At 71.4% G+C, this 24,325-nt stretch carries 19 protein-coding genes and 3 pseudogenes; 10 read left to right on the forward strand and 12 right to left on the reverse strand.

The window, feature by feature from the left end:
• Positions 1–113: 113 nt before the first annotated feature.
• From JGS22_RS09995 to JGS22_RS10010, 4 genes are read left to right on the forward strand one after another with little or no spacing between them, the layout of a single operon-like run.
• Positions 114–695 carry a (2Fe-2S)-binding protein gene (locus JGS22_RS09995; RefSeq protein WP_211040940.1) on the forward strand — a complete coding sequence of 194 codons (582 nt, stop codon included), beginning with the start codon at positions 114–116 and terminating at the stop codon, positions 693–695.
• The gene (locus JGS22_RS10000) at positions 692–1,753 is read left to right on the forward strand and encodes an FAD binding domain-containing protein (protein ID WP_211040939.1); all 1,062 of its coding nucleotides are present in this window, start codon (positions 692–694) and stop codon (positions 1,751–1,753) included. Before JGS22_RS09995 ends, JGS22_RS10000 begins: the two co-directional genes overlap by 4 nt.
• Positions 1,750–3,897, forward strand: a complete 2,148-nt coding sequence (locus JGS22_RS10005) for a xanthine dehydrogenase family protein molybdopterin-binding subunit (RefSeq protein ID WP_211040938.1) — start codon at positions 1,750–1,752, stop codon at positions 3,895–3,897. The genes JGS22_RS10000 and JGS22_RS10005 overlap by 4 nt, the downstream gene beginning before the upstream one ends.
• Positions 3,890–5,017, forward strand: coding sequence for an XdhC family protein (locus JGS22_RS10010; RefSeq protein ID WP_211040937.1), 1,128 nt, complete (start codon positions 3,890–3,892; stop codon positions 5,015–5,017). Before JGS22_RS10005 ends, JGS22_RS10010 begins: the two co-directional genes overlap by 8 nt.
• 36 nt (positions 5,018–5,053) lie before the next feature.
• On the opposite strand, the gene JGS22_RS27075 is transcribed toward JGS22_RS10010, so the two are convergent.
• The 3 genes and pseudogenes from JGS22_RS27075 to JGS22_RS27365 all read right to left on the reverse strand — a co-directional run.
• Positions 5,054–5,590: a YdcF family protein gene (locus JGS22_RS27075; RefSeq protein WP_308405599.1), complete on the reverse strand. Its 537-nt coding sequence runs from the start codon at positions 5,588–5,590 to the stop codon at positions 5,054–5,056.
• A complete protein-coding gene (locus JGS22_RS27080) occupies positions 5,547–6,059 on the reverse strand; it encodes a hypothetical protein (protein ID WP_308405600.1) in 513 nt (170 codons plus the stop codon). The genes JGS22_RS27075 and JGS22_RS27080 overlap by 44 nt, the downstream gene beginning before the upstream one ends.
• Positions 6,060–6,591: 532 nt before the next feature.
• A pseudogene (locus JGS22_RS27365) lies at positions 6,592–7,263 on the reverse strand (CPBP family intramembrane glutamic endopeptidase); the annotation flags it as partial.
• 134 nt (positions 7,264–7,397) lie between these two features.
• Between JGS22_RS27365 and JGS22_RS26190 the strand changes: the two are divergent.
• The 3 genes and pseudogenes from JGS22_RS26190 to JGS22_RS10035 all read left to right on the forward strand — a co-directional run.
• Positions 7,398–7,703: pseudogene (locus JGS22_RS26190) on the forward strand (TerD family protein); the annotation flags it as partial.
• Positions 7,704–7,796: 93 nt separating this feature from the next.
• Positions 7,797–8,381, forward strand: coding sequence for a TerD family protein (locus JGS22_RS10030; protein WP_211040080.1), 585 nt, complete (start codon positions 7,797–7,799; stop codon positions 8,379–8,381).
• A 468-nt stretch (positions 8,382–8,849) separates the two neighbouring features.
• On the forward strand, positions 8,850–11,756 hold the full coding sequence (locus JGS22_RS10035) for an AfsR/SARP family transcriptional regulator (protein WP_211040079.1): 2,907 nt from the start codon (positions 8,850–8,852) through the stop codon (positions 11,754–11,756).
• 248 nt (positions 11,757–12,004) lie between these two features.
• Here the strand turns inward: JGS22_RS10035 and JGS22_RS10040 are convergent, their stop codons facing one another.
• Together JGS22_RS10040 and JGS22_RS27085 are read right to left on the reverse strand one after the other, a co-directional pair.
• Positions 12,005–12,622 (reverse strand): M23 family metallopeptidase, encoded by a 618-nt coding sequence (locus tag JGS22_RS10040; RefSeq protein WP_211040078.1) that lies wholly within the window; start codon positions 12,620–12,622, stop codon positions 12,005–12,007.
• Positions 12,623–12,985: 363 nt separating this feature from the next.
• Positions 12,986–13,108 (reverse strand): MbtH family NRPS accessory protein, encoded by a 123-nt coding sequence (locus JGS22_RS27085; RefSeq protein ID WP_372454222.1) that lies wholly within the window; start codon positions 13,106–13,108, stop codon positions 12,986–12,988.
• Here JGS22_RS27085 and JGS22_RS27370 point away from each other — a divergent pair.
• Together JGS22_RS27370 and JGS22_RS27375 are read left to right on the forward strand one after the other, a co-directional pair.
• Positions 13,050–13,544 (forward strand): Rossmann-fold NAD(P)-binding domain-containing protein, encoded by a 495-nt coding sequence (locus JGS22_RS27370; RefSeq protein WP_236074229.1) that lies wholly within the window; start codon positions 13,050–13,052, stop codon positions 13,542–13,544. The two genes, JGS22_RS27085 and JGS22_RS27370, sit on opposite strands and share 59 nt — an antisense overlap.
• Positions 13,510–13,704 (forward strand): annotated as a pseudogene (locus tag JGS22_RS27375) (hypothetical protein); the annotation flags it as partial. The gene JGS22_RS27370 and the pseudogene JGS22_RS27375, both read left to right, overlap by 35 nt.
• A gap of 551 nt (positions 13,705–14,255) precedes the next feature.
• Here JGS22_RS27375 and JGS22_RS10050 read toward each other — a convergent pair.
• The 6 genes from JGS22_RS10050 to JGS22_RS10075 form a co-directional block, all read right to left on the reverse strand.
• Positions 14,256–15,935 carry an ABC transporter permease gene (locus tag JGS22_RS10050; RefSeq protein WP_211040077.1) on the reverse strand — a complete coding sequence of 560 codons (1,680 nt, stop codon included), beginning with the start codon at positions 15,933–15,935 and terminating at the stop codon, positions 14,256–14,258.
• Positions 15,932–16,846, reverse strand: a complete 915-nt coding sequence (locus tag JGS22_RS10055; RefSeq protein WP_211040076.1) for an ABC transporter ATP-binding protein — start codon at positions 16,844–16,846, stop codon at positions 15,932–15,934. The genes JGS22_RS10050 and JGS22_RS10055 overlap by 4 nt, the downstream gene beginning before the upstream one ends.
• Before the next feature lie 107 nt (positions 16,847–16,953).
• Positions 16,954–17,628, reverse strand: coding sequence for a TetR/AcrR family transcriptional regulator (locus JGS22_RS27090; RefSeq protein ID WP_308405601.1), 675 nt, complete (start codon positions 17,626–17,628; stop codon positions 16,954–16,956).
• A gap of 181 nt (positions 17,629–17,809) precedes the next feature.
• Positions 17,810–18,676: an alpha/beta fold hydrolase gene (locus tag JGS22_RS10065; protein WP_211040075.1), complete on the reverse strand. Its 867-nt coding sequence runs from the start codon at positions 18,674–18,676 to the stop codon at positions 17,810–17,812.
• 73 nt (positions 18,677–18,749) lie between these two features.
• Positions 18,750–19,439, reverse strand: a complete 690-nt coding sequence (locus tag JGS22_RS10070; protein ID WP_236073097.1) for a potassium channel family protein — start codon at positions 19,437–19,439, stop codon at positions 18,750–18,752.
• On the reverse strand, positions 19,432–20,775 hold the full coding sequence (locus JGS22_RS10075) for a TrkH family potassium uptake protein (protein ID WP_211040074.1): 1,344 nt from the start codon (positions 20,773–20,775) through the stop codon (positions 19,432–19,434). Before JGS22_RS10075 ends, JGS22_RS10070 begins: the two co-directional genes overlap by 8 nt.
• A gap of 276 nt (positions 20,776–21,051) precedes the next feature.
• Between JGS22_RS10075 and nhaA the strand changes: the two genes are divergently transcribed.
• A complete protein-coding gene (gene nhaA, locus JGS22_RS10080; protein ID WP_211040073.1) occupies positions 21,052–22,305 on the forward strand; it encodes a Na+/H+ antiporter NhaA in 1,254 nt (417 codons plus the stop codon).
• A 262-nt stretch (positions 22,306–22,567) separates the two neighbouring features.
• Here nhaA and JGS22_RS10085 read toward each other — a convergent pair whose 3' ends face one another.
• Complete coding sequence (locus tag JGS22_RS10085) at positions 22,568–24,253, reverse strand: ribonuclease J (RefSeq protein ID WP_211040072.1); 1,686 nt, start codon at positions 24,251–24,253, stop codon at positions 22,568–22,570.
• Positions 24,254–24,325 lie beyond the last annotated feature (72 nt).

Below are 24,325 nucleotides of genomic sequence, written 5' to 3' on the forward strand. Positions count from 1 at the left end.
TCAGACCGATGCAACAGCCACCGGTCGCTCGCCCACCTTGCCCCGTCCTCGTCGCGCTCCGCCGCCGTCGCCAGGCGGCGGCCGACGACGTCGCGGCGAAGAAAGGCTGAACCTTGCAGACTTCGACCTCGAGCGAGATCACGCTGGACGTCAACGGCGAAGAACACGCGCTCTCCGTCGACCACCGCACCACCCTGCTCGACGCACTGCGCGAGCGCCTCGACCTCACCGGCAGCAAGAAGGGCTGCGACCACGGGCAGTGCGGCGCCTGCACCGTGCTCGTGGACGGGCGACGCACCGTCGCCTGCCTGCAGTTCGCGGTGGCCGCCGAGGGACGCGAGATCACCACCGTGGAGGGGCTCGCGCCGGAGGGCGGGGCGCTCCACCCGGTGCAGCAGGCCTTCCTCGACCTCGACGGCTACCAGTGCGGGTACTGCACCCCCGGGCAGATCTGCTCCGCCGTCGCCGTGATCGAGGAGCACGCGGCCGGCTGGCCCAGCGCCGCGACCGACGACGTACGTCCGGAGTCGGGCGCGTCGTCGCTCACTCCGGAGGAGATTCGTGAGCGGATGAGCGGCAACCTGTGCCGGTGCGGGGCCTATGTCTCCATCGTCGAGGCCGTCGCCCGCGCCGCGGACGAGCGTGCCGCGGACGAACGCGGCGCCGCAGCGAGCACCGAGGAGGCCGCGGTATGAGGGAGTTCGGATACCGCCGTGCCTCCGACGTCGCCGGAGCCGTGGCCCTGCTGGACGCCGATCCCGAGGCACGCTTCCTCGGCGGCGGCACCAACCTCGTAGACCTGATGAAGACCGGCGTGGAGCGCCCCGCCCAACTGGTCGACGTGCGCGCCCTTCCGCTGGACGGGATCGAGGTGTCCGAGAGCGGCGCGGCGCGCATCGGCGCGACCGTCACCAACAGCGACCTCGCCGTCCACTCGGAGATCCGCCGGCGTTGGCCCGCGCTCGCCCAGGCCGTACTGGCGGGCGCCTCGGGCCAGTTGCGCAACATGGCCACCGTCGGGGGGAACCTGCTCCAGCGCACCCGCTGCGGCTACTTCGCCGACGTCAGCGGGCCGTGCAACAAGCGGGTGCCGGGCAGCGGTTGCCCGGCCGTGGAGGGCGAGCACCACAACCACGCCATCCTGGATGCCACCGACCACTGCGTCTCCGTCCACCCCTCCGACATGGGCGTCGCACTCGCCGCCTTCGACGCGGTGGTCGAGTACGAGACCGCGGCAGGCACCGGCGAACTGCCGCTGGCCGACTTCTATCTGCCCGTCGGCGACACCCCGCACCTGGAGACCGCGCTGCCGCCCGGCGCGCTGATCACCGCGGTCACGCTGCCGCCTGCTCCGGTCGCCGCGCACTCCCGGTACCGCAAGGTGCGCGAACGCGCCTCGTACGCCTTCGCGTTGGGCTCTTTGACCGCAGCGCTCGAAGTGCGGGAGGGCACCGTTGCCGACGTACGGCTGGCCTGGGGCGCAGTCGCCTCCCGCCCCTGGCGTGCCCGCGCCGCCGAGGAGGTGCTGCTCGGCGCCCCGGCCGCCGCCGCGACCTTCGCCGCCGCCGCGGACGCCGAGCTCGCCGCCGCCCGGCCGCTGACGCACAACGCGTGGAAGGTGACGCTGCTGCGCAACCTCACCGTGGCCGTCCTCTCCGAGCTCGCCGCCGACGCCACCGGCCCCGCCGCCGACAGAGCCGCCGGGCCAGCCGCCGGACCAGCCACCGGACCTGCCGGAGGAGAGACCCGATGACGACCACCCCGACCGGTACCGAGTCCGCCACCGCGCGGCGCGCCGTCGGCACCGCGCACCCGCGCGTCGAGGGCTACGAGAAGGTCACCGGCACCGCCCGGTACGCCGGCGAGATCCCGTTCGTCGATCTCGCCCACGGTGCGCTGGTGCTCTCCACGGTCGCCCACGGGCGGATCGTCTCCGTCGACGAGGCCGGCGCGCTGCGGATGCCGGGCGTGCTCGCCGTCCTCCACCACGGGAACGCGCCCCGGATCGAGACCGAGTACGTCGGCTTCCTCGGCGCCCCCGACCCGACCACCGCGGTCTTCCAGCACGACCGGGTGCCCACCAGGGGGTGGCCGGTGGCGCTCGTCGTCGCGGAGACCCCGGAGCAGGCGGCCGAGGCCGCGGCGTCCCTGGAGGTGACGTACCGGGAGGAGCCGCACGACACCGCCTTCCGCCCCGACCACCCCGACGCGTACTACCCCGGCAGCACCATCGTCGGCCCGCCGGTCTCGGAGCGGGGCGACCAGTCGGCCGCGCTGGCCGCCTCCGCCTTCGTGGTCGACGAGCTGTACGAGACCGCGGAGATGCACCACAGCGCGATGGAGCCGCACGCCGCCACCGCCCGCTGGAACGGCGGCCGGCTGGAGATCGTCGACTCCAACCAGGGCACAGTGTGGGTCGCCAGTGAGCTGGCGAAGCTGTTCTCCCTCGACCTGTCCGCGATCCGGGTCCGCTCCGAGCACGTCGGCGGCGGTTTCGGCAGCAAGGGCTGCCGCGCCCACCAGGTGGCAGCGGTGATGGCCACCACCCAACTCCGGCGCCCGGTACGGGTGGTGATGACGCGTCGGCAGACCTTCAGCCTGGCAGGCCACCGGGCACCCACCGCCCAGCGCGTCCGGCTCGGGGCGGACGCCGGGGGCAGGCTGCTCGCCCTCGACCACGAGTCGCTGAACCAGACCGCCACCGGGTACGAGTGGGTGGAGCCCGCCGCGCTGCCGGCCCGCACCATGTACAACGCGCAGGCCCACCGCACCGCGCACCGGCTCGTACGGTTGAACGTCCCCAGCCCCACTGCCATGCGCGCGCCCGGCGAGGCACCCGGCTCGTTCGCCCTGGAGTCGGCGATGGACGAGCTGGCCGAGCGCTGCGGCATCGACCCCGTGGAGCTGCGGGTGCGCAACGACACGCAGGTGGCGCCCGGTTCGGGCAAGCCGTTCACCGCGCGCCGGCTGGTCGGCTGTCTGCGCGAGGGCGCCCGCCGGTTCGGCTGGGAGCAGCGCACGCCCCGGTCGGGCTCGACTCGTGAGGGGCGGTGGCTGATCGGTACCGGCGTCGCCTGCGCGTCCTTCTCCGCCAGGGCGATGCCCACCACCGCCGCGATCACCGCGCACCCCGACGGCACGTACACCGTGCACGTCAACGCCGCCGACATCGGCACCGGAGCCCGTACGGCGCTCACCCTCGTCGCCGCCGACGAGTTGGGGACCGACACCGCACACGTACGGGTGCGCCTCGGCGACAGCGACCTCGGCCCGGCCGGTATCGCGGGCGGTTCGACCGGCACCCGCTCCTGGGCCTGGGCGGTCAACCTGGCCGCCCGCGAGCTGCGCGAACGGCTGGCGCTCGGCGCCGACATCCCGCCGCAGGGCATCACCGTCCGCTCCGACACCACCGAGGCCGTCAAGGCCCTCGGGCACCACGAGCGGCACTCCTTCGGCGCCCAGTTCGCCGAGGTCGCGGTCGACCCGGACACCGGCGAGGTCCGCGTCCGACGGATGCTCGGCGTCTTCGCCGCCGGCCAGATCGTCAACCCGCTCACCGCCCGCAACCAGCTGGTCGGTGGCATGACCTGGGGCATCTCGATGGCGCTGCACGAGGAAGCCGTGCGGGACGCGCGCACCGGCGGCCACTACAGCCCCGACCTCGCCGGCTACCACGTCGCCGCGAACGCGGACGTCCCGCGGGTCGAGGCGTACTGGATCGACGACCCCGACCCCGAGGACCCGGTCGGCATCAAGGGGATCGGCGAGATCGGCACCGTCGGCGCCGCCGCGGCCGTGACCAACGCCGTATGGCACGCGACCGGCGTACGGCAGCGGTCGCTGCCCGTCCGACCGGACCGCGTCCTGGCGGGTGGGGCGGGTCCCACCGGTGCTTGACCTCGCGGGGGAGCTGGCCCGATGGGCGGCGCAGGGGCGCGAGTTCGCTGTCGCGACGGTGGTCTCCGTCAGCGGCAGCGCCCCGCGCGGCCCGGGCGCCGCCCTCGCCGTCGACCGGGCCGGCACCGTCGTCGGCTCGGTCTCCGGCGGCTGCGTGGAGGGCGCCGTGTACGAGCTGTGCCTGGCGGCGACGGAGAGCGGCGACAGCGTCGTCGAGACGTTCGGCTACAGCGACGAGGACGCCTTCGCCGTCGGCCTCACCTGCGGCGGCGTGCTCGACGTGCTGATCACACCGGTGCCCGCAGGGGCGCCGCAGCGGGAGGTGCTGGCCGCGGCGTGGTCGGCGGCCGGGCAGGGCGACCCGGTCGCCCTCGCCCGGGTGGTGCGCGGCCCGGCCGAACTGCTGGGGCGCGCGCTGACGTTGACGCCCGACGGTGCCGCCGCCGGCACGCTCGGCGGCACCCCGCAGCTGGACCGTACGGCCGCCGGGGAGGCACGGGCGCTGCTGGACGCCGGCCGCACCGCCGCGGTCGAGCTGTCCGAGGACGGCTCGCGCTGCCCCGGCGGCGTCACCGTGCTGGTGGAGACGCGGACGCCACCGCCCCGCATGATCGTCTTCGGTGCGGTGGACTTCGCCTCCGCACTGGTACGGGCCGGCCGGTTCCTCGGGTACCGCGTGACGGTCTGCGACGCGCGCCCCGTGTTCGCCACCCCGGCCCGCTTCCCCGAGGCGGACGAAGTCGTCGTCGACTGGCCGCACCACTATCTGCGCGGCACCGAGACCGACGCCCGCACCGTGCTCTGCGTCCTCACGCACGACGCCAAGTTCGACGTGCCGCTGCTCGCCGAGGCGCTGCGACTGCCGGTCGCCTTCGTCGGCGCGATGGGCTCCCGCCGCACCCACGCCGACCGCGACCGCCGACTGCGCGATGCCGGGCTCACCGAGGACGAACTCGCCCGGCTGCGTTCGCCCATCGGCCTCGACCTGGGCGCCCGCACCCCGGAGGAGACGGCCCTGTCCATCGCGGCGGAGATCGTCGCCGCACGCCGCGGTGGCACCGGCACTCCCCTCACCGGCGGCAAGGACCCCATCCACCCCGACAACGACACCGCCGCCTGAAGCTCGGCATCGGCAACCGCGCCACCCGCCCGGTGTTCACTGCGATCCGGTGAGCACCAGGGCGAGTGCGGTGAGCAGGACCGCGATGTCGAGGTTGAGTGCGCGGTGCTCCCACAGAACCGCCGCGAACTCGCGGATGGTCGCGCTCGGCCAGTAGTAGCGGGCCGTCGGCGAGCCCAGGACCTGGCCGTTCACCCCGGCCGCACGCGCGGTCATGGCCGCCCGGAACGCGTGGAAGTTGTTGGTGACGACCACACAGAGGTAGCCGGGATCGTCCCGCTCCATCAGCGCCCGGCTGAAGCGCAGGTTCTCGTCCGTCGTACGCGACCGGCCCTCTTCCTGCACGTGCGCGGCCGGCGCGCCGTTGGCCACCAGCCAGCGCGCCATGGCGCTGCTCTCCGGCAGCAGCTCGTCCGCCCCCTGGCCCCCCGAGGTCAGCAGTACCGGTGCGCGTCCGCCGCGGCCGATCTGCCGGTCGTGGACCTCCAGGCCGCGGCGCAGCCGGGAGGCCAGCAGCGGCGGCACTCGCTCACCGCCGATCAGCCCCGAGCCCAGCACCACCACGAAGTCCACATCCCCCCCGGACCCGGTTGCGCCCGTACAGGTAGGCGTAGCCGAGGAAGCAGGCGAAGAGGAAGAACACGTAGGCGCTCAGCAGGACGACGACGCCGAGCGTCAACTCCACGATCCTGTTCGTGTTGTCGAGGAAGAGCAGCAGAAAGAGCAGCACGGTGACGACGGAGATGCCCAGGGCGAGCGAGAGCAGGTTGGCCGGCCGGTGGCCCTCCTTGCGGACCATGGTCACGCCGTTCGCCACGAGGAACGCCGCGAGCAGTAGCCCGCCGAGCACCGCCACCAGGAAGCACAGCACCACCAGGACTTCCGCGTACGCCGGTTTGGTGACCAGCAGCGCCACGGTGGTGCTGACCGCTGCCAGCCCCAGGAGCACCGCGTTGCGGAACATCCGGCGATCCCGGCGCACGCTGTACGCGAACGCGGCGGAGAGCAGTACGGACGGAGCGAAGACCAGCGTCGCGATCACCGGACACCTTTCGACGTTTCGGCTGTGGCGTGCGAAGTGCGGATACGGCTGTCGATGTCTCCCGGCGACCCGCGGCCCGTGACCGCGTTGCGCGGTGGGTGTGGCGGCTGGGCCCCTCCCCACCGCCCCGTGCCACACGGGCCGCGGGTCGCCGGGAGACATCGACAGCCGTATCCGCACTTCGCACGCCACCGACGTCACCGTCGCGGCGTCGAGACCGGAGGCGTTGCCGGAGTCGTCGCCGCCCAGCGCGGTGGGCGCCCACCGCGCTGGGCGGCGACGACTCCGGCAACGCCTCCGGTCTCGACGCCGCGACGGTGACGTCGGTGGCGTGCGTCCTCGCGCTTCTCGCAGCCTGCGCACTGTGGAGTTTCCGGCGCTGCCTCCGCCGGAGGCTGCGCCGGAAACTCCACAGTGCGCAGGCTGCGAGAAGCGCGAGGACGCACGCCACCGACGTCACCGTCGCGGCGTCGAGACCGGAGGCGTTGCCGGAGTCGTCGCCGCCCAGCGCGGTGGGCGCCCAGTTCCACACGGTGTGGAAGGCGCACGCCCGCCACAGGTTTCCGTCCGCCAACGTCCACAGCGCCAGCGCCAGGCCCAGCAGAAAAGTGAGCAGGGCGTACACGGGCGGCGCGTCCGGATTGACCAGATGCGCCAGCCCGAACAGCGCGGAAGTGAGCAGTACGCCCGCCGCCATCCCCCACCTGCGACACAGCACCGGCAGCAGAAAGCCGCGGAACAGCAATTCCTCGGTGGGTGCCTGCACGGCGAAGGTGACGAGCAGCAGCAGCGCCTGCGGCAGGGCGGCAGCCGCGCCGCCCTCCTGATCGGAGCCGGCCCCGACGGCACCCGCCACGACGTTCAGCACCACCAGCCCGACGATCGCCGTGGCAACCCCGAGCAGCAACTTGCGTGCGATCCCCGGGCCGCTCAACCTCAGTGCGGAGAAGGGGCGTTGCTCTCGGCGCACCACCCACAGCCCGAGCAGGACGGCGGCCGGCGCGAAGCCGAGCACGTTCCCCCACCCGGTGCCCGCCCGGGAATCGGGGTCGGCACCGACCGCCCGCAGGATCAGCCACGCGAACGAAAGCCCGATGGTCAGGCAGACCGCCACCACCAGAACCGCTGCGAGCGGCCCGGTAGCGCTCCGCCTCGATCCGCCCGATGCGTCGACCGGCGGGTTCAGGGGTCTGGCGGTGGTCATGGGCGGCCCTCCCGTGCACGTGCTCTCCCGCGGATTTCGGGGGAGACGTACGCTTCCAGCCCTCTCGCGCCCTCACACCCCGGGTACTCCGAACGAGTGGCACCCCGCCCACCGCCGGCGCGAGCGGCGGAGTTCTGGGCAAGCTCCGGCAGAAGAAGGGCACCGACCTCGACCTGATCGCCATCGCCATGCACAACGGCGACCCGGTACGTATGGCGGGCCTCGACTCCCTCGACCCCATGGGCAACGGTTCCCTGGTCCACAGCGGTGACAACCAGTCCGGTCACGGCGACGGCGACGACGAGACCGTCACGGTCGAGTTCGCGGGCATTCCGGCACACATCAGCTCGATCGTCTTTGTCGCCGCCGCCTACAAGAAGGGCCGTTCCTTCCAGAAGGCGCGCAACATCAGCTTCAAGGTCTACGACGCGACCGGCGGCCGTTGATCACGAACGCGAGGCCCCACTCCAACTGCCGGGAGTTTGCGGGACACTTGACTATCGCAGTTCCGTCCACCAAGAGGATGACCACGCATGCTTACGCTCACCAAGGAAACCGGCCCGGCTGACCTGGACGGGGTGACCCACCTCTCCATCGGCGCTTCCTGGGACCCCACCGCCGGCGCGAGCGGCGGAGTTCTGGGCAAGCTCCGGCAGAAGAAGGGCACCGACCTCGACCTGATCGCCATCGCCATGCACAACGGCGACCCGGTACGTATGGCGGGCCTCGACTCCCTCGACCCCATGGGCAACGGTTCCCTGGTCCACAGCGGTGACAACCAGTCCGGTCACGGCGACGGCGACGACGAGACCGTCACGGTCGAGTTCGCGGGCATTCCGGCACACATCAGCTCGATCGTCTTTGTCGCCGCCGCCTACAAGAAGGGCAGTTCCTTCCAGAAGGCGCGCAACATCAGCTTCAAGGTCTACGACGCGACCGGCGGCAGCGTCGACCAGGTCGCCGACATCTGGCCCAGCATGCTCACCGAGGACAACGCCTGCGCCGTGGCGAAGGCCGACCGCGTCGGCAACGCCTGGAAGCTCCAGGTGATCAACACGACGGGGAAGGTCAAGCAGGGCGACGAAGCCGCCCTCATGCGCTTCGCCGTCAGCAAGTAGCACCGAGGGGCCGCGTTCGCCGCCGAGCGCCCGAGCGCCCGAGCGCTCGAACGCGAACGCGCCCTCTCACACTCGAGCCTCCGCCGGGCCCGAACCAGGTCGACACCCGGCCCGCCGGAGTACGACGGCGGAAACCGGGCGTCGCCCTCCGGCACCCGCACTGCCGCCGTTTCGGTCAACGAAACTGCCGGGCTCCGGTGTTGAGCGACTGCGCCGACCGAGCGCCTTACCCGAACGGGTGCGGCGCCTCGTCCTCGGCAACCGCAGCGGGCGCGTACGGACGTCCAAGCCGTAACCGGGGCAGCCGCTCACCGGGCCGCCCGCCGGCAGCCCGCCCCCAACTCGCGGACCCGCCACGCACGTTCGTCAACCGCCGCCCCAGTGCGCCGCGGACAGGAGCACTGTTCGTTCGCCGCCCCCTCCGGTACTCTGCCCGCCAGTTTCGGATTCTCGCGGAGGCGGGGGCAGATGGGGGAGCCGACGTTCGGACTGCTGGGCCCGCTGCGGGTACGTACGGCAGGCGTCCCCGTGCACATCGGCGGACCGAAGCCTCGGGCGGTTCTCGCCACCCTCCTGCTGCAGCCCGGTGGGTTCGTGTCGCTGGACCTGTTGACAGAGGTGCTGTGGCCCGGCGGCGCTCCCCGGTCGGCGGTCGCCAACGTCCGTACGTACGTGCGCGGACTGCGGCGCGTACTGGTCGCCGCGGGGGTTCCCTGCGAGCTGCGAACCGAGTCCGCCGGCTACACGCTCGGTGTCGAACCGGCCGATCTCGACATGCTGTTGTTCGTACAGCGCCTGGAACAGGCCCGTGCGGCGCGTCAGCCGGACCGGACGACCGAGGCGCTGCGCGGGTACGAGTCGGCGCTGGGCCTCTGGCGCGGAAGCGTGTTGCAGAACGTGCCGTCGAGCGTCGTGTGGGATCCGACGGTCACTCGGATCGAGGCGTTGCGGTCGGCCGCGGTGGACGAGTGCCTGGACCTGCGGATGCGTATGGGGGACTACGTGCCGCTGGTTGCCGAGCTCCGCTCCCGGCTGACCGAGAACCCGCTGCGCGAGGACCTGTGGCGGATGCTGGTGCAGGCGCTGCACGACGCGGGCCGCACCACGGAGGCACGGTCGGCCTACCGGCAGGCGGAACGCGTGCTGGCCGCGGAGTTGGGGGTGGAACCCAGCGCGCCGCTGCGCACCGTCGGCGAGCAGGTCCACGGCTACGCCGCCGCACGCCGCGCCGGAAGGGCGCAGCCGGTCTGCCAACTCCCCATGCAGATACCGGACTTCACCGGCCGACAGGCGGAGATCGACGTACTGGAGGGTCTGTTGGCCGCCGCGGGTCGCGAACCTGTCGCCGTGGTGGTCTCCGGGGCGCCGGGCGCCGGAAAGTCGACCCTGGCGGTGCGGGTGGCGCACCGCGTGCGGGAGGCGTTCCCCGACGGCCAGTTGTTCGTGGACCTCGGCGGGATGAGTGATCGCCCCCGGGAGGCGGCGGACGTGCTGGCGGAGATGCTGCGCGGACTGGGCGTCATCGACAGCGCCATCCCCGTGGAGACGGGCGAGCGGGCCGCGCTGTTCCGTTCCCGGCTGGCGCAGCGGCAGTTCCTGATCGTTCTGGACGACGCGGCGGGAGAGGCCCAGGTGAGGCCGCTGCTGCCGGGCACGGGCGGTTCGGCGGTGCTGGTGACGTCGCGCCGACGGCTGCCGGGCCTGCCCGCGCACCACACCCCGCTGGAGGTGATGACCAGGGAGGACGCGCGGGCGCTGTTCGCCGCACTCGTCGGCCCTCAACGGCTGCGTACGGAGGGCCGGGACGTGGACCGCGTCGTGGCCGGCTGCGGCGCGTTGCCCCTGGCCGTACGCATCGCCGGAGCCCGGCTGGCACACCGTCCCGGCTGGACGGTCGGCGCCCTGGCGGACTTCCTGCAGGACCGCCGGGGGCGGCTGGACCAGCTGCGGACGGGCGAGTTGGAGGTACGCGCCGGCGCGGAGCTGAGCTATCGGCACCTGTCGGAGGAGGCGGCCCACGCTTTCCGCTGCTTCGGCGAGCTGGCCGGTGAGGATGTGGCGGGCTGGATGGCGGGCGTGGCGATGGGCCGGCCCGACGGGGCGCCGAACGTGGTGGAGCGCCTGCTGGACGAGCACCTGGTCGAGCTGGTGGGGACGGACCGGTTCGGCCTGCAGCGCTACCGCATGCACGACCTGCTGTGCTGCTACGCCCGGGAGTTGGCCGACACAGACGGCAGGGCGGTGCGCGCCGAACGCCGGTTGCGGGTGGTCGACGCCCTGACCGGCCTGGCGCGGTGGGCGAACGCGGCGATGCCGATCCGCTTCCTCGGCGTACTGGGCGAGCCGACGGCGGTCCCGGGCCCGGCGGCACGGATGGTCCCGGCGGTGCGTGCCCGGCCGGTGGAGTGGTTCGAGAGCGAGCGCCGGGTCCTGGTGTCGGCGGTCGACGCGGCCGTCGGGCTCGGCGAGGTCTCCAGAGCGGCCGATCTGGCGATCGAGCTGGCCGGGTTCTTCGACATGCGGGGGTACTACGACGACTGGCTGCGGACACATCGAGCGGTGCTGGAGGCGATGCCCGAACACTCGGACGCCCGAGCCGCAGCCCTCCTGCGCAACCTGGGCCAACTGCATCTCTACCAGGACCGGTACGCGGAGGCGTTGGCGTCGTTCGAGCGGTCCCGGGAGCTGTTCACCACGCTCGGACACCGTTCGGGCGAAGCGATCGCGGCACTGGGCGTGGGATCGGTGCACCGGGTGAAGGACGACCTCGAGGCGGCACTCAACACCTTCGAAGGGGCGCTCCGGGCCTTCGGCGAGGCGGACGACGCACACGGCGAGGCGGTCGCGAGGAACGCGATCGCCTCGGTCTGGCTGGAGCGACGGGACGCCCGAGCCGCGGCGCACTGGCTGGACGGGGCACTGCGGCTCTCCAGCGAGTTGGGCGACCGGCACCGGGAGGCCCAGGTGCGCCGAAGAATCGCGGTGATGCACGAGCTGCGCGGCGAACCGGCAGCCGCCCGCGCCGAGTTGGAACGAGCACTGCGCATCTTCGACGAACTGGCGGACACACACTGCGCCGCCTACGTACAGCAGAGCGTCGGGGAGCTGTGCCTGCGCCAGGGGAACGCCGGAGAGGCGTCCGCCCTGCTGCTGGACGCACTCGCCGTGCAGCGCCGGCTGGGCGACCGCCGAGCCGAGGCGCGAGTGGCGTGCCTCCTCGGTGAGCTGCACCACCGGACCGGCCGGAAGCAGACGGCGTGGCAGTACTTCCACCGTTCACTGTCGACCTGGCACCGCCTGGACGCACGCGACCAGGCCGAACTGGTGGACGCCAAACTCCAAGCCCTCCACCACGCCCCACCACCCCCGGACTGAGCCACGCAGGCTTGAGAGTGTGGAGAGTCAGCCCCGGAGCTGAAGGGCGACCGCCCCTCGCTGAACGACGGGAGAACCGGCCGCTGCCCGGCATGACCCCGGCCGCTGCCCGGCATGACCCCGGCCGCTGCCCGGCACGACCCCGGCCGCTGCCCGGCACGACCCCGGACGGCAACCGGCGGCCACTCGCCGGTGGAAGGGAGAAGCACCGCCGCCCTCTCCCTCCCCGGGACACACGGAACCGGGCGTCAGCCGCACCGGTTTTTGCTGGTCTGATTCCGCTTGGTGAAGTCGTGCCAGGTGACGCCCTGAACGACCGCGACCACCGTGCGACCGTTGTGGATCTGCTCGTAGTGCAGGTGGGGGGAGAGCGTGTACTTCGCGGAGGTGGCGCCGACCTGGCCGATCCTCGCGCCGACCTTGACCTTGTCGCCCTTCTGCACTCCACGGGTCTTGAGGTGTGCGTAACGGGTCTGCCAGCCGTTTCCGTGGCCGATCACGACAGTGTTCCCGTAGCCGGTGGTGGTGGAGTAGTGGGACTCGAGCACCGTCCCGCCGGCGCTGGCGAAGACGCGGCGCCCGCGGTCGTCCGGGTTGCCGTTGCTGTCGTAGTGGTTCCAGTCGATGGAGTGGGCGGGGCTGTGCCCGTTCCAGTTGCTGCCGAGCCACTGCTGACCGCAGAGGAACGGCATCTTGAACGCGGGGCGGGTGGCCGCGAGTTCGGCCTCGCTCGCCGCCGCGACGGCCTGGTCTCCCTCACCCCCTGCAGCGCCGTTCTGCGGCGCGGCGAAGGCGAGTGGTGCGGCGACGGTGACGGCGACTGCGGCCCCGGCCGCGGCCAGCAGTCGTCGGTAGTGTCTGTGCATGCTTCTCCCTGGTCATCGAGTGACAGGAGGGAGATTCAACGAGCCGCGCATACACGCCGGATACATTCCGCCCGACCACCGCCCCTCTCTCACTTCCACGACCTCCGGCCACCGCTCCACACCCCGGCGGCTCAACTCGGCAGAACGCCGAAGTACGGAAACGGCAGGGTTGCGGAACGCGTTCGTCCGGCTGGTCCCGAACCGCTTCACGGCCAACAACCGCACCCCGGGCCGTCACTGTCCTCCTCATGATCTGTCGGAGGAAGACGGGCGGTCCGGCAGGGCCTGGCAGGGACCGGTGTCGGCGGGGCGGTACACGTGGAGGTCGCCATCGGCTGCGCCGGGCGGCCGGGGGACGCGGGCTCAGCCCGTGGCGGCCATCCGCTCGCGCAGGCCTCGCGGGCGCATGTCGGCCCAGACCTCGTCGATGTGCGCGAGGCACTCGGCCCGCGACCCCTCGGTGCCGAGGTTCCAGCCGCCCAGCACGGCGATGGTCGCGGGCCAGGTCGAGTACTGCGACGTTCGCGACCTGGCCGGGTGGATCGTCGACGCGGGCGAGCAGGGCCTGGCAGGCGACTACGACGGGGTCGGCCCCGCCCAGCTCCTGCCTGACCTGCTCGCTGAGATCGCGGCCGCGGTCGGTGCGCCGGTCGAGCTGGTGCCCGCCTCGTCGGAGCGGCTGACCGAGGCCGGGGTGAACCAGTGGTCCGGGCGGCGGTCACTGCCGTTGTGGCTGGGGCCCTCGCACTACGGCCTTGGCGGCCGGGACGCGCAGCCGTCGCTGGACGCCGGGTTGCGAATCCGACCGCTGGCCGACACCGTCGCCTCGGTTCTGGCGTGGGAGCGCGAACGCGGGCTGGACCGTCCCCGCAACGCCGGAATGACCCTTGCCGAGGAAGCCGAGCTGCTGCAAGGAATATGAGCATGGCAACCGAGCTCGTCCGTTGCCAGACGTCCGTCAACGCAGTCCGGCCCGCAGGGCGCGGGCCCGCGTCGTCTACATCGACGAGGGACAGTCCTCGCTGATCCACGTCGCCGTTCCGGAGAGCGGGGTGAGCGAAGGGCTGACGCTCGGTGCTCCCTCCTGTGGCTTGCCTATCCTTCCTACTTCGACAGTCCCGATCTGACGAGGTCACGGCTTCCTGACTCCAAATCTCGTGTACGGAGGCTGAAGGCGACCGGGTTACGACCGTCGGCAAGTCCGCTGGACGCCCGCGTCACGGCTGAGCGGAAGGGTGCCGCCAAGCCTTCTGGTGCGGATCTGGTGCAAGGGGGCTGAGGTGGTCTGGAAAACAAACAACCCCCGGGTCGGTGACCTGGGGGTTGACGCGTGAGCGGGCGACGAGAATCGAACTCGCGCTCTGAGCTTGGGAATCACCCGGCGCCGAGGTCTGCGCTGCCCGCTGAGCAGTGGGGATGGCTCTCGTGCGGGGGCGGGGCGGCACGGTGGGGTCTCGTGGTGACCGCTGTTCACCGTGCTGAATGGCACGTAGTGGCACGGCGCTGCGAGTGGGTCGTCCGAGCGGGGAAACCGGGCGCCCTGGCATCCATCGGCGGCGGACCGCATCCCGCACGCGATGCGCCCCTACGGGGCAAGTCCGGCTCTGCCTGTGCGGAGCCGTGTCGCATCCGTTCAGACGGCAGTGGCGAGGTCGCGCCGCCGGAAGCAGGCAGTGGCGGCCGTGGCGATGAGGGTGGCGAGGGCAGTGAGGACGAGTCCCGCGAGGACGTTGACGCCTTCGGAGGGGTACGCGCCGATGTGCTCGAAGGGAGAGAGGCGGACAGCCACGCCAGGAATGTCGAGGACGGTGGCGAAGAAGGCGACGAGTGCGGCGTGGCCGAGGACTGCCCAGACGGCGGGCAGGGATGGCGGCGCGGCGGCGTACAGCAGGGCGGCGAGGGCGAGCACCAGCCAGACAGCCGGTGTGTGCGCGAGATGACCGACCACCAGTTCGCCGATGAGAGAGGGGTCTCCGGTACTGGCTGCCGCACCGATGCCCGTGCCGGCACCCGCGACCAGCAGCAGCCAGGGCACTGCGAGGCCGGTGACGGCCAGATGGGCCCCGAGCCACGCAGGTCTGCTGACGGCGGCGGCGAGGACGGGTTCGGTACGCCCGTCGGCCTCTTCGGCGCGCAGGCTCTGGACGGCGAGCACCGCGAAGACGCCCACGATCAGGGCCATCATCAGGCCCATCAGCCCGAGGTAGCCGGCGAGCATGTCCTGGGCCCCGCCCAGCACGGCGACGAGGTCCTCGGGGGCGTCCTCGAACCCGTCCAGGAGCGGCTGGGTGAATGAGCCGTAGCCGATTCCGGCCACTACAAGCGCGGCACTCCAGCCGATGAGGCCGGCTCGCTGCAGTCGGAAGGCCAGGGACAGCGGGCCGCGCAGCCACCGCGCGGCATGCGGCGGCCCGGGGCGCGGCGGGAGCAGCCCGGCGGCGAGGTCCCGACGTGTGGACAGCGCGTACGCGGTCGCCGCGGTCGCGGCCGTGCAGAGCAGCGAGGCCACCAGCGGCCACCAGCGGTCGAGTACGTACGGGGCGGTCTGCTGGGACCAGCCGATCGGGGAGAGCCACACCAGCCAGGACGGGCCGAAGCCCTGGGTCGCCGCCATGTCGCCCAGTCCGCGGAGCATGAACGCCGCGCCGAGCACGACGCCGCTCATCCCCGCCGCGGCCCGCGGATACTCCGTGACCTGGTTGGTGATTGCGGCTGCACCGGCGAACACCAAGGCGGAGCTGCCGACGCCCGCGCCGAAGAGCAGCGAGCCCACAGCGTCGTAGCCTCGGCCGCTCAGCACGGCCGTGATCAGCGCGGCCACCGTCACGGCCATGAGTGCGGTCAACAGCAGCGCGGCGGTGAGCGGGGCGTGGCGGCCGGCGACGTAGGCGCGTACGAGTTCGGTCCGCCCGGCGCGTTCCTCGGCCCGGGTGTGTCGAGTGACGGTGAGGATCCCCATCAACCCGGCGCCGACGAGCAGGTACAGCCCGTACTGGCCGACGAGGAACTTCTCGATCGTCAGTGCGTCGAATCCGAAGCCGGGCCCGCCGAGGAGTGCGCCGGCCGGGCTCTCGGAGAACGCGGTCAGACCCTCGAGATCCTCAGGGGTCTTGGCCAGGGTCTCCAGGGCGGTGGCGAAGTAGGCCATGAGCAGGCTCAGACCGATCGTCCAGGCGGGCAGCCGCACGCGGTCGCGACGCACCATGAACCGCAGGAGGGCTCCTGTTCCGGCGAACGCGTCGAACCGAGGGCTCGGACGCGGGCTGCTGCCCTGCCGGGGTGAGGCTGGGGTGGCGCCGCGCATCGTGGTCATCGGGCTGTCCCCTCGCGACGGGCGGCGGGCTCGTCGCCGTAGTGGCGCAGCAGCAGCTGTTCCAGGGTCGGCGGGTGCGCCGTCAGTCCGTGGACGCCCAGTTCGCCGAGTTCTCGTACCACCGAGGGCAGTTGGTCGCCGTCGACCTCGAAGCGGACCTGGCCGTTCTCGGAGTGGAGGCCGTGTACACCGGGCAGGGTGGCCAGTACGTCCGGCGGCCGGGTGGTGACGGCCCGCACGGACGTCCGGCTCAGGTGCCGCAGCTCGGTCAGCGAACCGGTCTCCACGATCCGGCCCTGACGGATGATGGAGACCCGGTCCGCCAACTCCTCCACCTGGGCGAGGATGTGACTGGAGAGCAGTACGGTCCGTCCCGCCTCCCGCGCCTCCCGGACACATTCCTGGAACACGACCTCCATGAGCGGGTCGAGACCGGACGTCGGCTCGTCGAGGAGCAGCAGCTCGACCTCGCTCGCCAGAGCGGCGATCAATGCGACCTTCTGCCGGTTGCCCTTGGAGTAAGTGCGGCCCTTCTTCGTGGGGTCCAGGTCGAACCGCTCACACAGCTCGTTTCGCCGCACCGGTTCCGTGTCGTTGCGCAGGCGGGCGAACAGGTCGATCGCCTCGCCGCCGGTGAGGTTGGGCCACAGCTCCACATCGCCGGGTACGTAGGCGAGTCGGCGGTGCAGGCGGACCGCGTCGTCCCAGGGGTCGCTGCCGAGCACGCGGGCCCGGCCCGAGTCCGCGCGGAGCAGTCCGAGCAGTACGCGGATCGTGGTGGATTTCCCGGCGCCGTTGGGCCCGAGGAAGCCGTGGACCTCGCCGGGCCGAACGGCCAGGTCGAGACCGTCGAGGGCTGTGGTGCGGCCGAAGGATTTGACGAGGTTCTGGACGTCGATCGCAGCAGTCATGGTGGGGACACCTCACTCACCACCCCGGCAGGCTGTCCGGAGTGGTGCCGCAGGGAAGGATGGAGAGACCGGTGACGAGCGGGCCCGCAACCACACGCGCCGGCTGGTCAGCTCGCGGAAGGACTGCCGTCCTCCGGGGGGTCGGGCACCTGCATCAGGAAGTCGTCCAGCATGGTGCGATCCACCAGGAGGCCCTGGGCAAAGAGCTCCAGAGCGGGCTGGGTGACCTCGTCGACGTACTGGCGGAACGCCGTGCGGAACGTCCCGGGAGCTCCCACGCCGTGCAGGGTGAACCAGAGGAGCATGCCTCCGGCGGACTGGTAGGCCAGGTACCGGGCCCGAGCTGCCCTGTCCCGGCTGGGAAGGATCACCCCGGCCGCTTCTCCCGCGGTCAGGTACTTCTCGGCATCGGTCGTCAGCTGCACGATCAGCTCGGCGGCCAGCTCCCCGCCGGCCTGCAGGCTGCGCAGCAGATAGAGCACCAGAGGCGCGAAGCGCTCCACCTCGGCGAGTTGCGTCAGCAGCATCTCCGACGTGCCGCTGGTCAGTGTCTTCGCCTTCTCCTCGCGGATGAGCCGGAGCACCCGTGCGTCGCAGGCCCGGCGGAGTCCGTCCTTGGAACCGAAGTGGTGCACCACCAGGCCGGCCGTCACGCCGGCATCCGCGGCGATCGCGCGCAGGCCGGCATCGAAGCCGTCCCGGCCGAACCGTGCGATCGCGGCCTCGCGGATGCGCGTGGCGGTACCGCCGCCTGTCGCGTCCACTGCCTCCGTCGTACTCACACAGCTACGTTAAACAGCCGTTCAACGGAAGGGAACAGTGGCGCCCGTAAGCAAGTCGCTAAAAAAGCACGAACACCGCGCCGGCACGTGGTGACAGGCGACGAGGCCGCGGGCCGCCCCGGGGAGGGCGCCACGGACCGGAGGGCGCCACAGACGGACGGGGCCTGGAGACCGGCGTGCGCTACAGACCGGTGGCGAACTCCTCGACGAGCGTGGCCACTTGTTCGGGCTCCTCCTCGGGCAGCAGATGCCCTGCTGTCTCGACCACGTGAAGCTCGCTTCCCAGGTGCCGGCGTGCAGCCGGGCCGAGTACGCGCGGGGGCAGGAACACGTCGTGCTGTCCGGTTGCCACGAGGGACGGCACCGCCCGCCGCCGTGCCAGGAGCCCCGGAGCAAGTGGGGCCGGGGCCAGAGTCGTACGGCTGTGGCGGGAGACGCCGTCCATCCAGCGGACCAGCTCGGGGGAGGGCTCTCGTCCCGGAGCCACGAGACGTTCGAGGAGCCGCGCGGCGTGCGGTACCGAGGGGCGGACGAGCCACGGCACGGTGGCTGCCAGTACCGCGGGAGGAAGGCGCAGTCGAGCGAGGCCCGCGGTGGACAGCAGGACGCGTCCGGTGATCTGCGGCGAGGCGCAGGCGAGTGCGATCGCGCCGCCGAGTGAGTGGCCGACCACCACCACGGGCCCGGAAACGGAGCGGCGCAGGGCCTCGTCGAGCCAGGACGCGTACCAGTTCATGCGTCCGGTGGCCGGCCGCTGTCCACAGCTGAGACCGGGCTGGCCGGGGACGTCCAGCGCGACGGTGTGGCGACGGGCGGCCAGCGCTCCGACGAAGGGCAGGGAGGTTGCCGTGTTCATGTTGGTGCCGGGCAGCAGGACGACGGTCGGTTCGGTGGCCCGCGCCGGCGGGCCCGCCGTGACGACACTGGTGGAGCCCGCGGCGGTGGAGATCTCGGAACGCCGGTGGCGCAACTCGCTCGAACCGAGGCGATCGATGCACCAACTCCGTATCTCAGCTTGTGAGTCGGCGGTTCTGTACAGCGCTTTCACCGCAGCAGTCTAGGTGTCGCCGCAGAAGCTGGAACACCCGCGACGCGCATCTTCGTCTGCCACCCGGGGGCGGTCACCCGAGTTCGCTGAATCGCTCGGTCTGCCGGGTGCGGCCGGCGACGATGATGGTGTCGTCGGGGCGCAGGACGGTGTCGGCCGTGGCATAGGTGAAGCCCTCGCCCGTGCGTTTGATCGCGACAACGGTGAGGCCGTAGCGGCTTCGGATGGCGCTGTCGCCGAGGCGCTTTCCGCAGGTGTCGGCGGGCGGGGTGGTCTTGGCCATGGCGAAGTCGTCCTCGAACTCGATGTAGTCGAGCATGCGTCCGCGCACCAGGTGGGCGACGCGCTGGCCCATGTCGTGCTCGGGGAAGACGACGTGCTGGACACCGAGTTGGGCCAGGATCTTGCCGTGGGCCTTGCTGGTCGCTTTCGCCCACACGTCCGGGATACCGAAGGAGACCAGGAGGGAGGCGGTGAGGATGCTGGCCTCCAGACTGGTTCCGATGGCGACGACGGCGCGGCTGAACTCGTGTACGGCGAGTTGGCGCAGCGCCTCCTCCTTCGTGGAGTCGGCCCGCACGACGTGGGTGAGGCTGCCGGACATGGCCTGGACGACGTCCTCGTCCGAGTCGATTCCGAGGACTTCGGTCTCCTCGTCGATCAGCTCCAACGCGAGGGCCTGCCCGAAGCGGCCCATGCCGATGACGACGACGGAGTCGTTGACGGCGATGCGCCGGGGTTTGCTGCTGCGGTTCCTAGCCAATGATGGGTCGCTCCTCCGGTAGTTCGTACATGCGCCGACGGCTGCGCAGCGCGAGTGCCGACGCGACGGTCACGGGCCCGAGCCTGCCGATGAACATCAGGATCACCAGCAGGAACTGGTGAGGGTCGGGCAGGTCGGCGGTGATGCCGGTGGACAGACCGACGGTGCAGAAGGCGGATATGACCTCGAACAGCGACTGGTCGAGGGTGAAGGTGGTGGACACCATGAAGGCGACGGTCGCGGTGGTGACGGCGGCGACGGAGAGCAGCACCACGGTGAGCGCCTGCCGCTGGACGTCGCCGTGCAGACGACGGTTGAAGATGTTCACCGCGCTCTCGCCCCGTACCTCGGCGTAGATGACGAAGAACAGCACGGCGAAGGTGGTGACCTTGATGCCGCCCGCCGTGCCGGCGCTCGCGCCGCCGATGAACATGAGGATGTCCATGCCCAGCCAGGTGGCAGTGTTCATCTCGGCGATGTCGACGGTGTTGAAGCCGGCCGAGCGCGGCATGGTCCCCTGGAAGAACCCGGCCAGTAGTTTGCCGGGGACGTTGAGGGGACCGAGAGTCGCGGGGTTGCTCCACTCCACGGCGGTCACGAACGCCGCGCCGCCGAGCAGAAACACGCCACTTGCCCACACCACGATCTTCGTGTGCATGGACCAGCCGTTCGGCTTGGTGAACCGCCGCCGCAGCTCGTACAGGACGGGGAAACCGAGCCCGCCGACGATCGAGGCGAAGACGATCGGCAGACTGACCACCGGGTCGGTGACGAACCGCATCAGACTGTCGCTGTGGAGCGCGAAGCCGGCGTTGTTGAACGCCGACACGGAATGGAACACCCCGTGCCACAGTGCCTGGGGCCACGGCATCTCGTAGCGAGTGGCGAACCGCTCGACGAGCACAGCCGCCACCAGGCCCTCGATCAGCAGGCTCGCCCTGATGACGCCCAGCACGATGGAGCGCATGTCGCCGAGCCCGATTGCCTTGGTCTCCACGGCCGCATTCAGCCGGGTGCGCAGGCCGATGCGTCGCGAGAGCAGCACGATGAGCACGGTCGCGAACGTGAGGATCCCGAAGCCACCCAGCTGGATCAGGCCCAGAATCACGATGTGGCCGAAGGAGGACCAGTACACCGGCGTGTCCACCACCACCAGACCGGTGAGACAGGTGGCAGAGGTCGCGGTGAACAACGACTCCAGGAAGGAGGCGCTTCCGGGGCCCGCCTTCGACGCCGGCAGCATCAGAAGCGCCGTACCCACCGTGATCACTGCGGCGAATCCCGCCATCACCAGCTGGGCCGGATGGCGGAACCGCGGGAATCTCACCGCGGCCATCGGAGGGGCTCCCCACCGTGCGACGGCCGCGCCGCTGTCTGAAGCACTGGGGAAGCCTAACCATGTACCCGCCCGCCGCGGACCGCGCCGTAGGCGTGAAAGACGAGGCGTGCGTCACGTCTGCGCCGGCCTGCAGTACACCGGCCCACCCACCGTCGACGGCACCCCCGCGGCCCAAGTGGTGGGTGTCGGTGGTTACGGTGGAGGCTGGTGCGCCGGGAAGTCTGGTCGGCAGGACGGCCGAACCATCCTTCTTCCCGAAAGGCAGCGCCCGCCATGCCCCCTTCCGCATCCCCGCACACTCCGCAGCCCGCTCTCCCGGACAACGGGGAACGCAACCGCCGCTCCCTCGCCGAATTCCTGAGGCTGGAGGTCGCCGGCGGGCTGATGCTGCTGATCGCTGCCACCCTCGCGCTGGTCCTGGCGAACTCGCCGCTGAGCGAGGGCTATCTCAGCGTCAAGGACCACTACTTGGGCGTCGACCTGCCCGGCGACTGGACCCTGCGGATGTCGGTCGGCCACTGGGCTGCGGACGGACTGCTCGCCCTGTTCTTCCTCGTGGTGGGCATCGAACTGAAGCGCGAGCTGGTCCTAGGAGAACTGCGCAACCCGGCTGCCGCAGCGCTGCCGATCGTGGCCGCCATCGGCGGCGTGGCCGTGCCCGCGCTGATCTACGTGACCCTGGTCGGCGCCCGCGGCGGAGACCTCAACGGCTGGGCCGTACCCATGGCCACCGACATCGCCTTCGCACTGGGAGTGCTGGCGGTGGTCGGCCGACGGCTGCCCTCCGCGCTGCGCACCTTCCTCCTCACCCTGGCGATCGTGGACGACCTGATCGCGATCGTCATCATCGCCGTCTTCTTCGCCTCCGGCCTCAATCTGGTCGCGATGTCCGGCGCCCTCGCGGGCCTGGCCCTGTTCTGGCTGCTGCACCGCCGAGGGGTACGCGGCTGGTACGTCTACGTCCCGCTGGCCCTGCTGATCTGGGCGCTGACGTACAACAGCGGAGTGCACGCCACCATCGCCGGAGTGGCCATCGGCATGCTGCTGCGCACCACTGCCCGCGACGGTGAGGAGCACGCGCCCGCCGAACACGTCGGCCATCTGCTGCACCCGTGGTCGGCGGGGCTCGCAGTGCCGCTGTTCGCGCTGTTCGCCGCCGGAGTCGCGGTGTCCGGCGACACCCTGACGGCCCTGGGCCGGGAGCCGGAGAGCCTGGGCATCGTGTTCGGACTGGTGTTGGGCAAGGTGGTCGGAATCTTCGGCGCGAGTTGGCTGCTGGTGACCCTCACCCGCGCCCGGCTCAACCCGAGTCTCCGCTGGCCGGACGTGCTCGGTCTCTCGATGCTGGCCGGAATCGGGTTCACGGTCTCCCTGCTGATCACCGACCTCGCGTTCACCGACCCGGCCGCGGCCGAGCAGGCCAAGGCCGCCGTACTTCTGGGCTCGCTGCTCGCCGGAGCGGGTGCCTGTGTGGTGCTGGGACTTCGGGGCCGCGCCCACCAACACGCGGACAGCGGTTCCGCCTGAGACCTTGCCCGGGCAGGGCGAGGCGGTCTTTGTGGGCCGGGCGGCGACCTGAATCGGATGTCAACGACGGAGGTCGGGTCCCGGCGGCGGCGCAGACTGATGTCTCCCCTCGGCGTGGGGCGGCCCGTCGGTCTCCTTGCAACGCGCGTTCATCCGTCTCCTGGTCGTGTGGGCGAGTGGGTGACCGGCCCGCGGCTGCGCCGTGCTGGCGGGCTCGCCCCGGGTTGGGCGTTGCGTCCGTCAGCGGCAGGGCGGTGATCGGTCAGGCATCGATGATGACGGGGACGATCAGCGGGCGGCGGCGATGGGTGCGGTAGGCCCAGTTCGCGACGGCGCGGGCGAGGAGCTGCTCCAGCCGGTGCGCGTCGCCGACACCTTCCTCGGCCGCCTTGGTGAGGGTCTTCTCGATGACGGGGATGACGGATTCGAAGGTGGCGTCGTTGTGGACGAAGCCGCGGGCCAGGAAGTCGGGGGCCTCGGCGAGGGCGCCGGTGTCGGCGTCGACGATGGCGACGACGGTGAGCACGCCTTCCTCGGCCAGGGTGCGGCGGTCCTTCAGCGAGGCTTCGGTGGCGCCGCCGACGGTCATGCCGTCCACGTACACGTTTCCGGCGGGGACCTTGCCGGTGATCCGGGCGCGGCCGTCGACCAGGTCGACGACGACGCCGTCCTCGGCGATGACCACACGGTCGGCCTCGACGCCGGTCCTGATGGCGAGGTCGGCGTTGGCCCGCAGATGCTTCCACTCGCCGTGCACGGGCATCACGTTGCGCGGTCGGACGATGTTGTAGCAGTAGACGAGTTCACCGGCGCTGGCGTGCCCGGAGACGTGAACCTTGGCGTTGCCCTTGTGGACGACGTTCGCGCCCCACCGGGTCAGTCCGTTGATCACCCGGTAGATCGCGGTCTCGTTGCCGGGGATCAGCGAGCTGGCGAGCAGCACCGTGTCCCCTTCGCCGACGCGGATCATGTGGTCGCGGTTGGCCATCCGGGACAGGGCGGCCATCGGTTCGCCCTGCGAGCCGGTGCACACCAGGGCGACCTTGTTGGCCGGCAGTTTCTCCAGTTCCTTGGTGCTCACCACCAAGCCCTGGGGCACGTTGAGGTAGCCCAGTTCGCGTGCGATGCCCATGTTGCGGACCATGGAGCGGCCCACGAAGGCGACCTTGCGGCCGTGCTGGTGGGCGGCGTCCAGGACCTGCTGGATGCGGTGCACGTGGCTGGCGAAGCTGGAGACGACGACGCGGCGCGGGGCGGTGCGCAGGACGTGCTCGATCGCAGGAGTCAGCTCGCGTTCGGAGGTGGTGAAGCCGGGCACCTCGGCGTTGGTGGAGTCGGTCAGGAACAGGTCCACGCCCTCCTCCCCGAGCCGGGCGAAGGCACGCAGGTCGGTGATCCGGTCGTCGAGGGGGAACTGGTCCATCTTGAAGTCGCCGGTGTGCAGCACCATTCCGGCACCGGTGCGGATCGCGACGGCGAGGCCGTCGGGGATGGAGTGGTTGACGGCGACAAACTCGCAGCCGAAGGGCCCGAAGGAGCGGCTCTCGCCCTCCCGTACGCGCACCGTCGGGGGACGCAGTCCGTGCTCCTTGAGCTTGGCCTCCAGGAACGCCAGGGTCAGCTTCGATCCGACGACGGGGATGTCGGGCCGCTCGCGCAGGAGGTAGGGGACGCCGCCGATGTGGTCTTCGTGGCCGTGCGTGAGCACCAGGGCCACCACGTCGTCGAGACGGTCCCGGATGGAGGTGAAGTCGGGCAGGATCACGTCCACCCCGGGCTGGTTCTCCTCGGGGAACAGTACGCCGCAGTCGACGATGAGCAGCTTGCCCGCGTACTCGAAGACGGTCATGTTGCGACCGATCTCGCCCAGGCCGCCCAGAGCGATGACCCTCAGCCCTCTCTCGGGCAGTGGGGGAGCGGGCTTCAGTTCGGGGTGCGGGTGGCTCATACTGTGACGCTACCGGAGAGTTGTGCGGGCCGGATCATGGGGGTCGCGGCACCGTCCTGCTGCCTCAAAACC

The organism is Streptomyces tardus, from assembly GCF_018101125.2.
GTDB lineage: Bacteria > Actinomycetota > Actinomycetes > Streptomycetales > Streptomycetaceae > Streptomyces > Streptomyces tardus.

Excerpts from the sequence above, each read along its gene's own strand:
- nhaA (WP_211040073.1), top strand. The coding sequence starts at position 21,052 with ATGCCCCCTTCCGCATCCCCGCACACTCCGCAGCCCGCTCTCCCGGAC.
- JGS22_RS10085 (WP_211040072.1), bottom strand. The coding sequence starts at position 24,253 with ATGAGCCACCCGCACCCCGAACTGAAGCCCGCTCCCCCACTGCCCGAG.
- JGS22_RS10030 (WP_211040080.1), top strand. The coding sequence starts at position 7,797 with ATGCTTACGCTCACCAAGGAAACCGGCCCGGCTGACCTGGACGGGGTG.
- JGS22_RS10005 (WP_211040938.1), top strand. The coding sequence starts at position 1,750 with ATGACGACCACCCCGACCGGTACCGAGTCCGCCACCGCGCGGCGCGCC.
- JGS22_RS10040 (WP_211040078.1), bottom strand. The coding sequence starts at position 12,622 with ATGCACAGACACTACCGACGACTGCTGGCCGCGGCCGGGGCCGCAGTC.
- JGS22_RS10000 (WP_211040939.1), top strand. The coding sequence starts at position 692 with ATGAGGGAGTTCGGATACCGCCGTGCCTCCGACGTCGCCGGAGCCGTG.
- JGS22_RS10035 (WP_211040079.1), top strand. The coding sequence starts at position 8,850 with ATGGGGGAGCCGACGTTCGGACTGCTGGGCCCGCTGCGGGTACGTACG.
- JGS22_RS10055 (WP_211040076.1), bottom strand. The coding sequence starts at position 16,846 with ATGACTGCTGCGATCGACGTCCAGAACCTCGTCAAATCCTTCGGCCGC.
- JGS22_RS27370 (WP_236074229.1), top strand. The coding sequence starts at position 13,050 with ATGTGCGCGAGGCACTCGGCCCGCGACCCCTCGGTGCCGAGGTTCCAG.
- JGS22_RS10050 (WP_211040077.1), bottom strand. The coding sequence starts at position 15,935 with ATGACCACGATGCGCGGCGCCACCCCAGCCTCACCCCGGCAGGGCAGC.
- JGS22_RS10075 (WP_211040074.1), bottom strand. The coding sequence starts at position 20,775 with ATGGCCGCGGTGAGATTCCCGCGGTTCCGCCATCCGGCCCAGCTGGTG.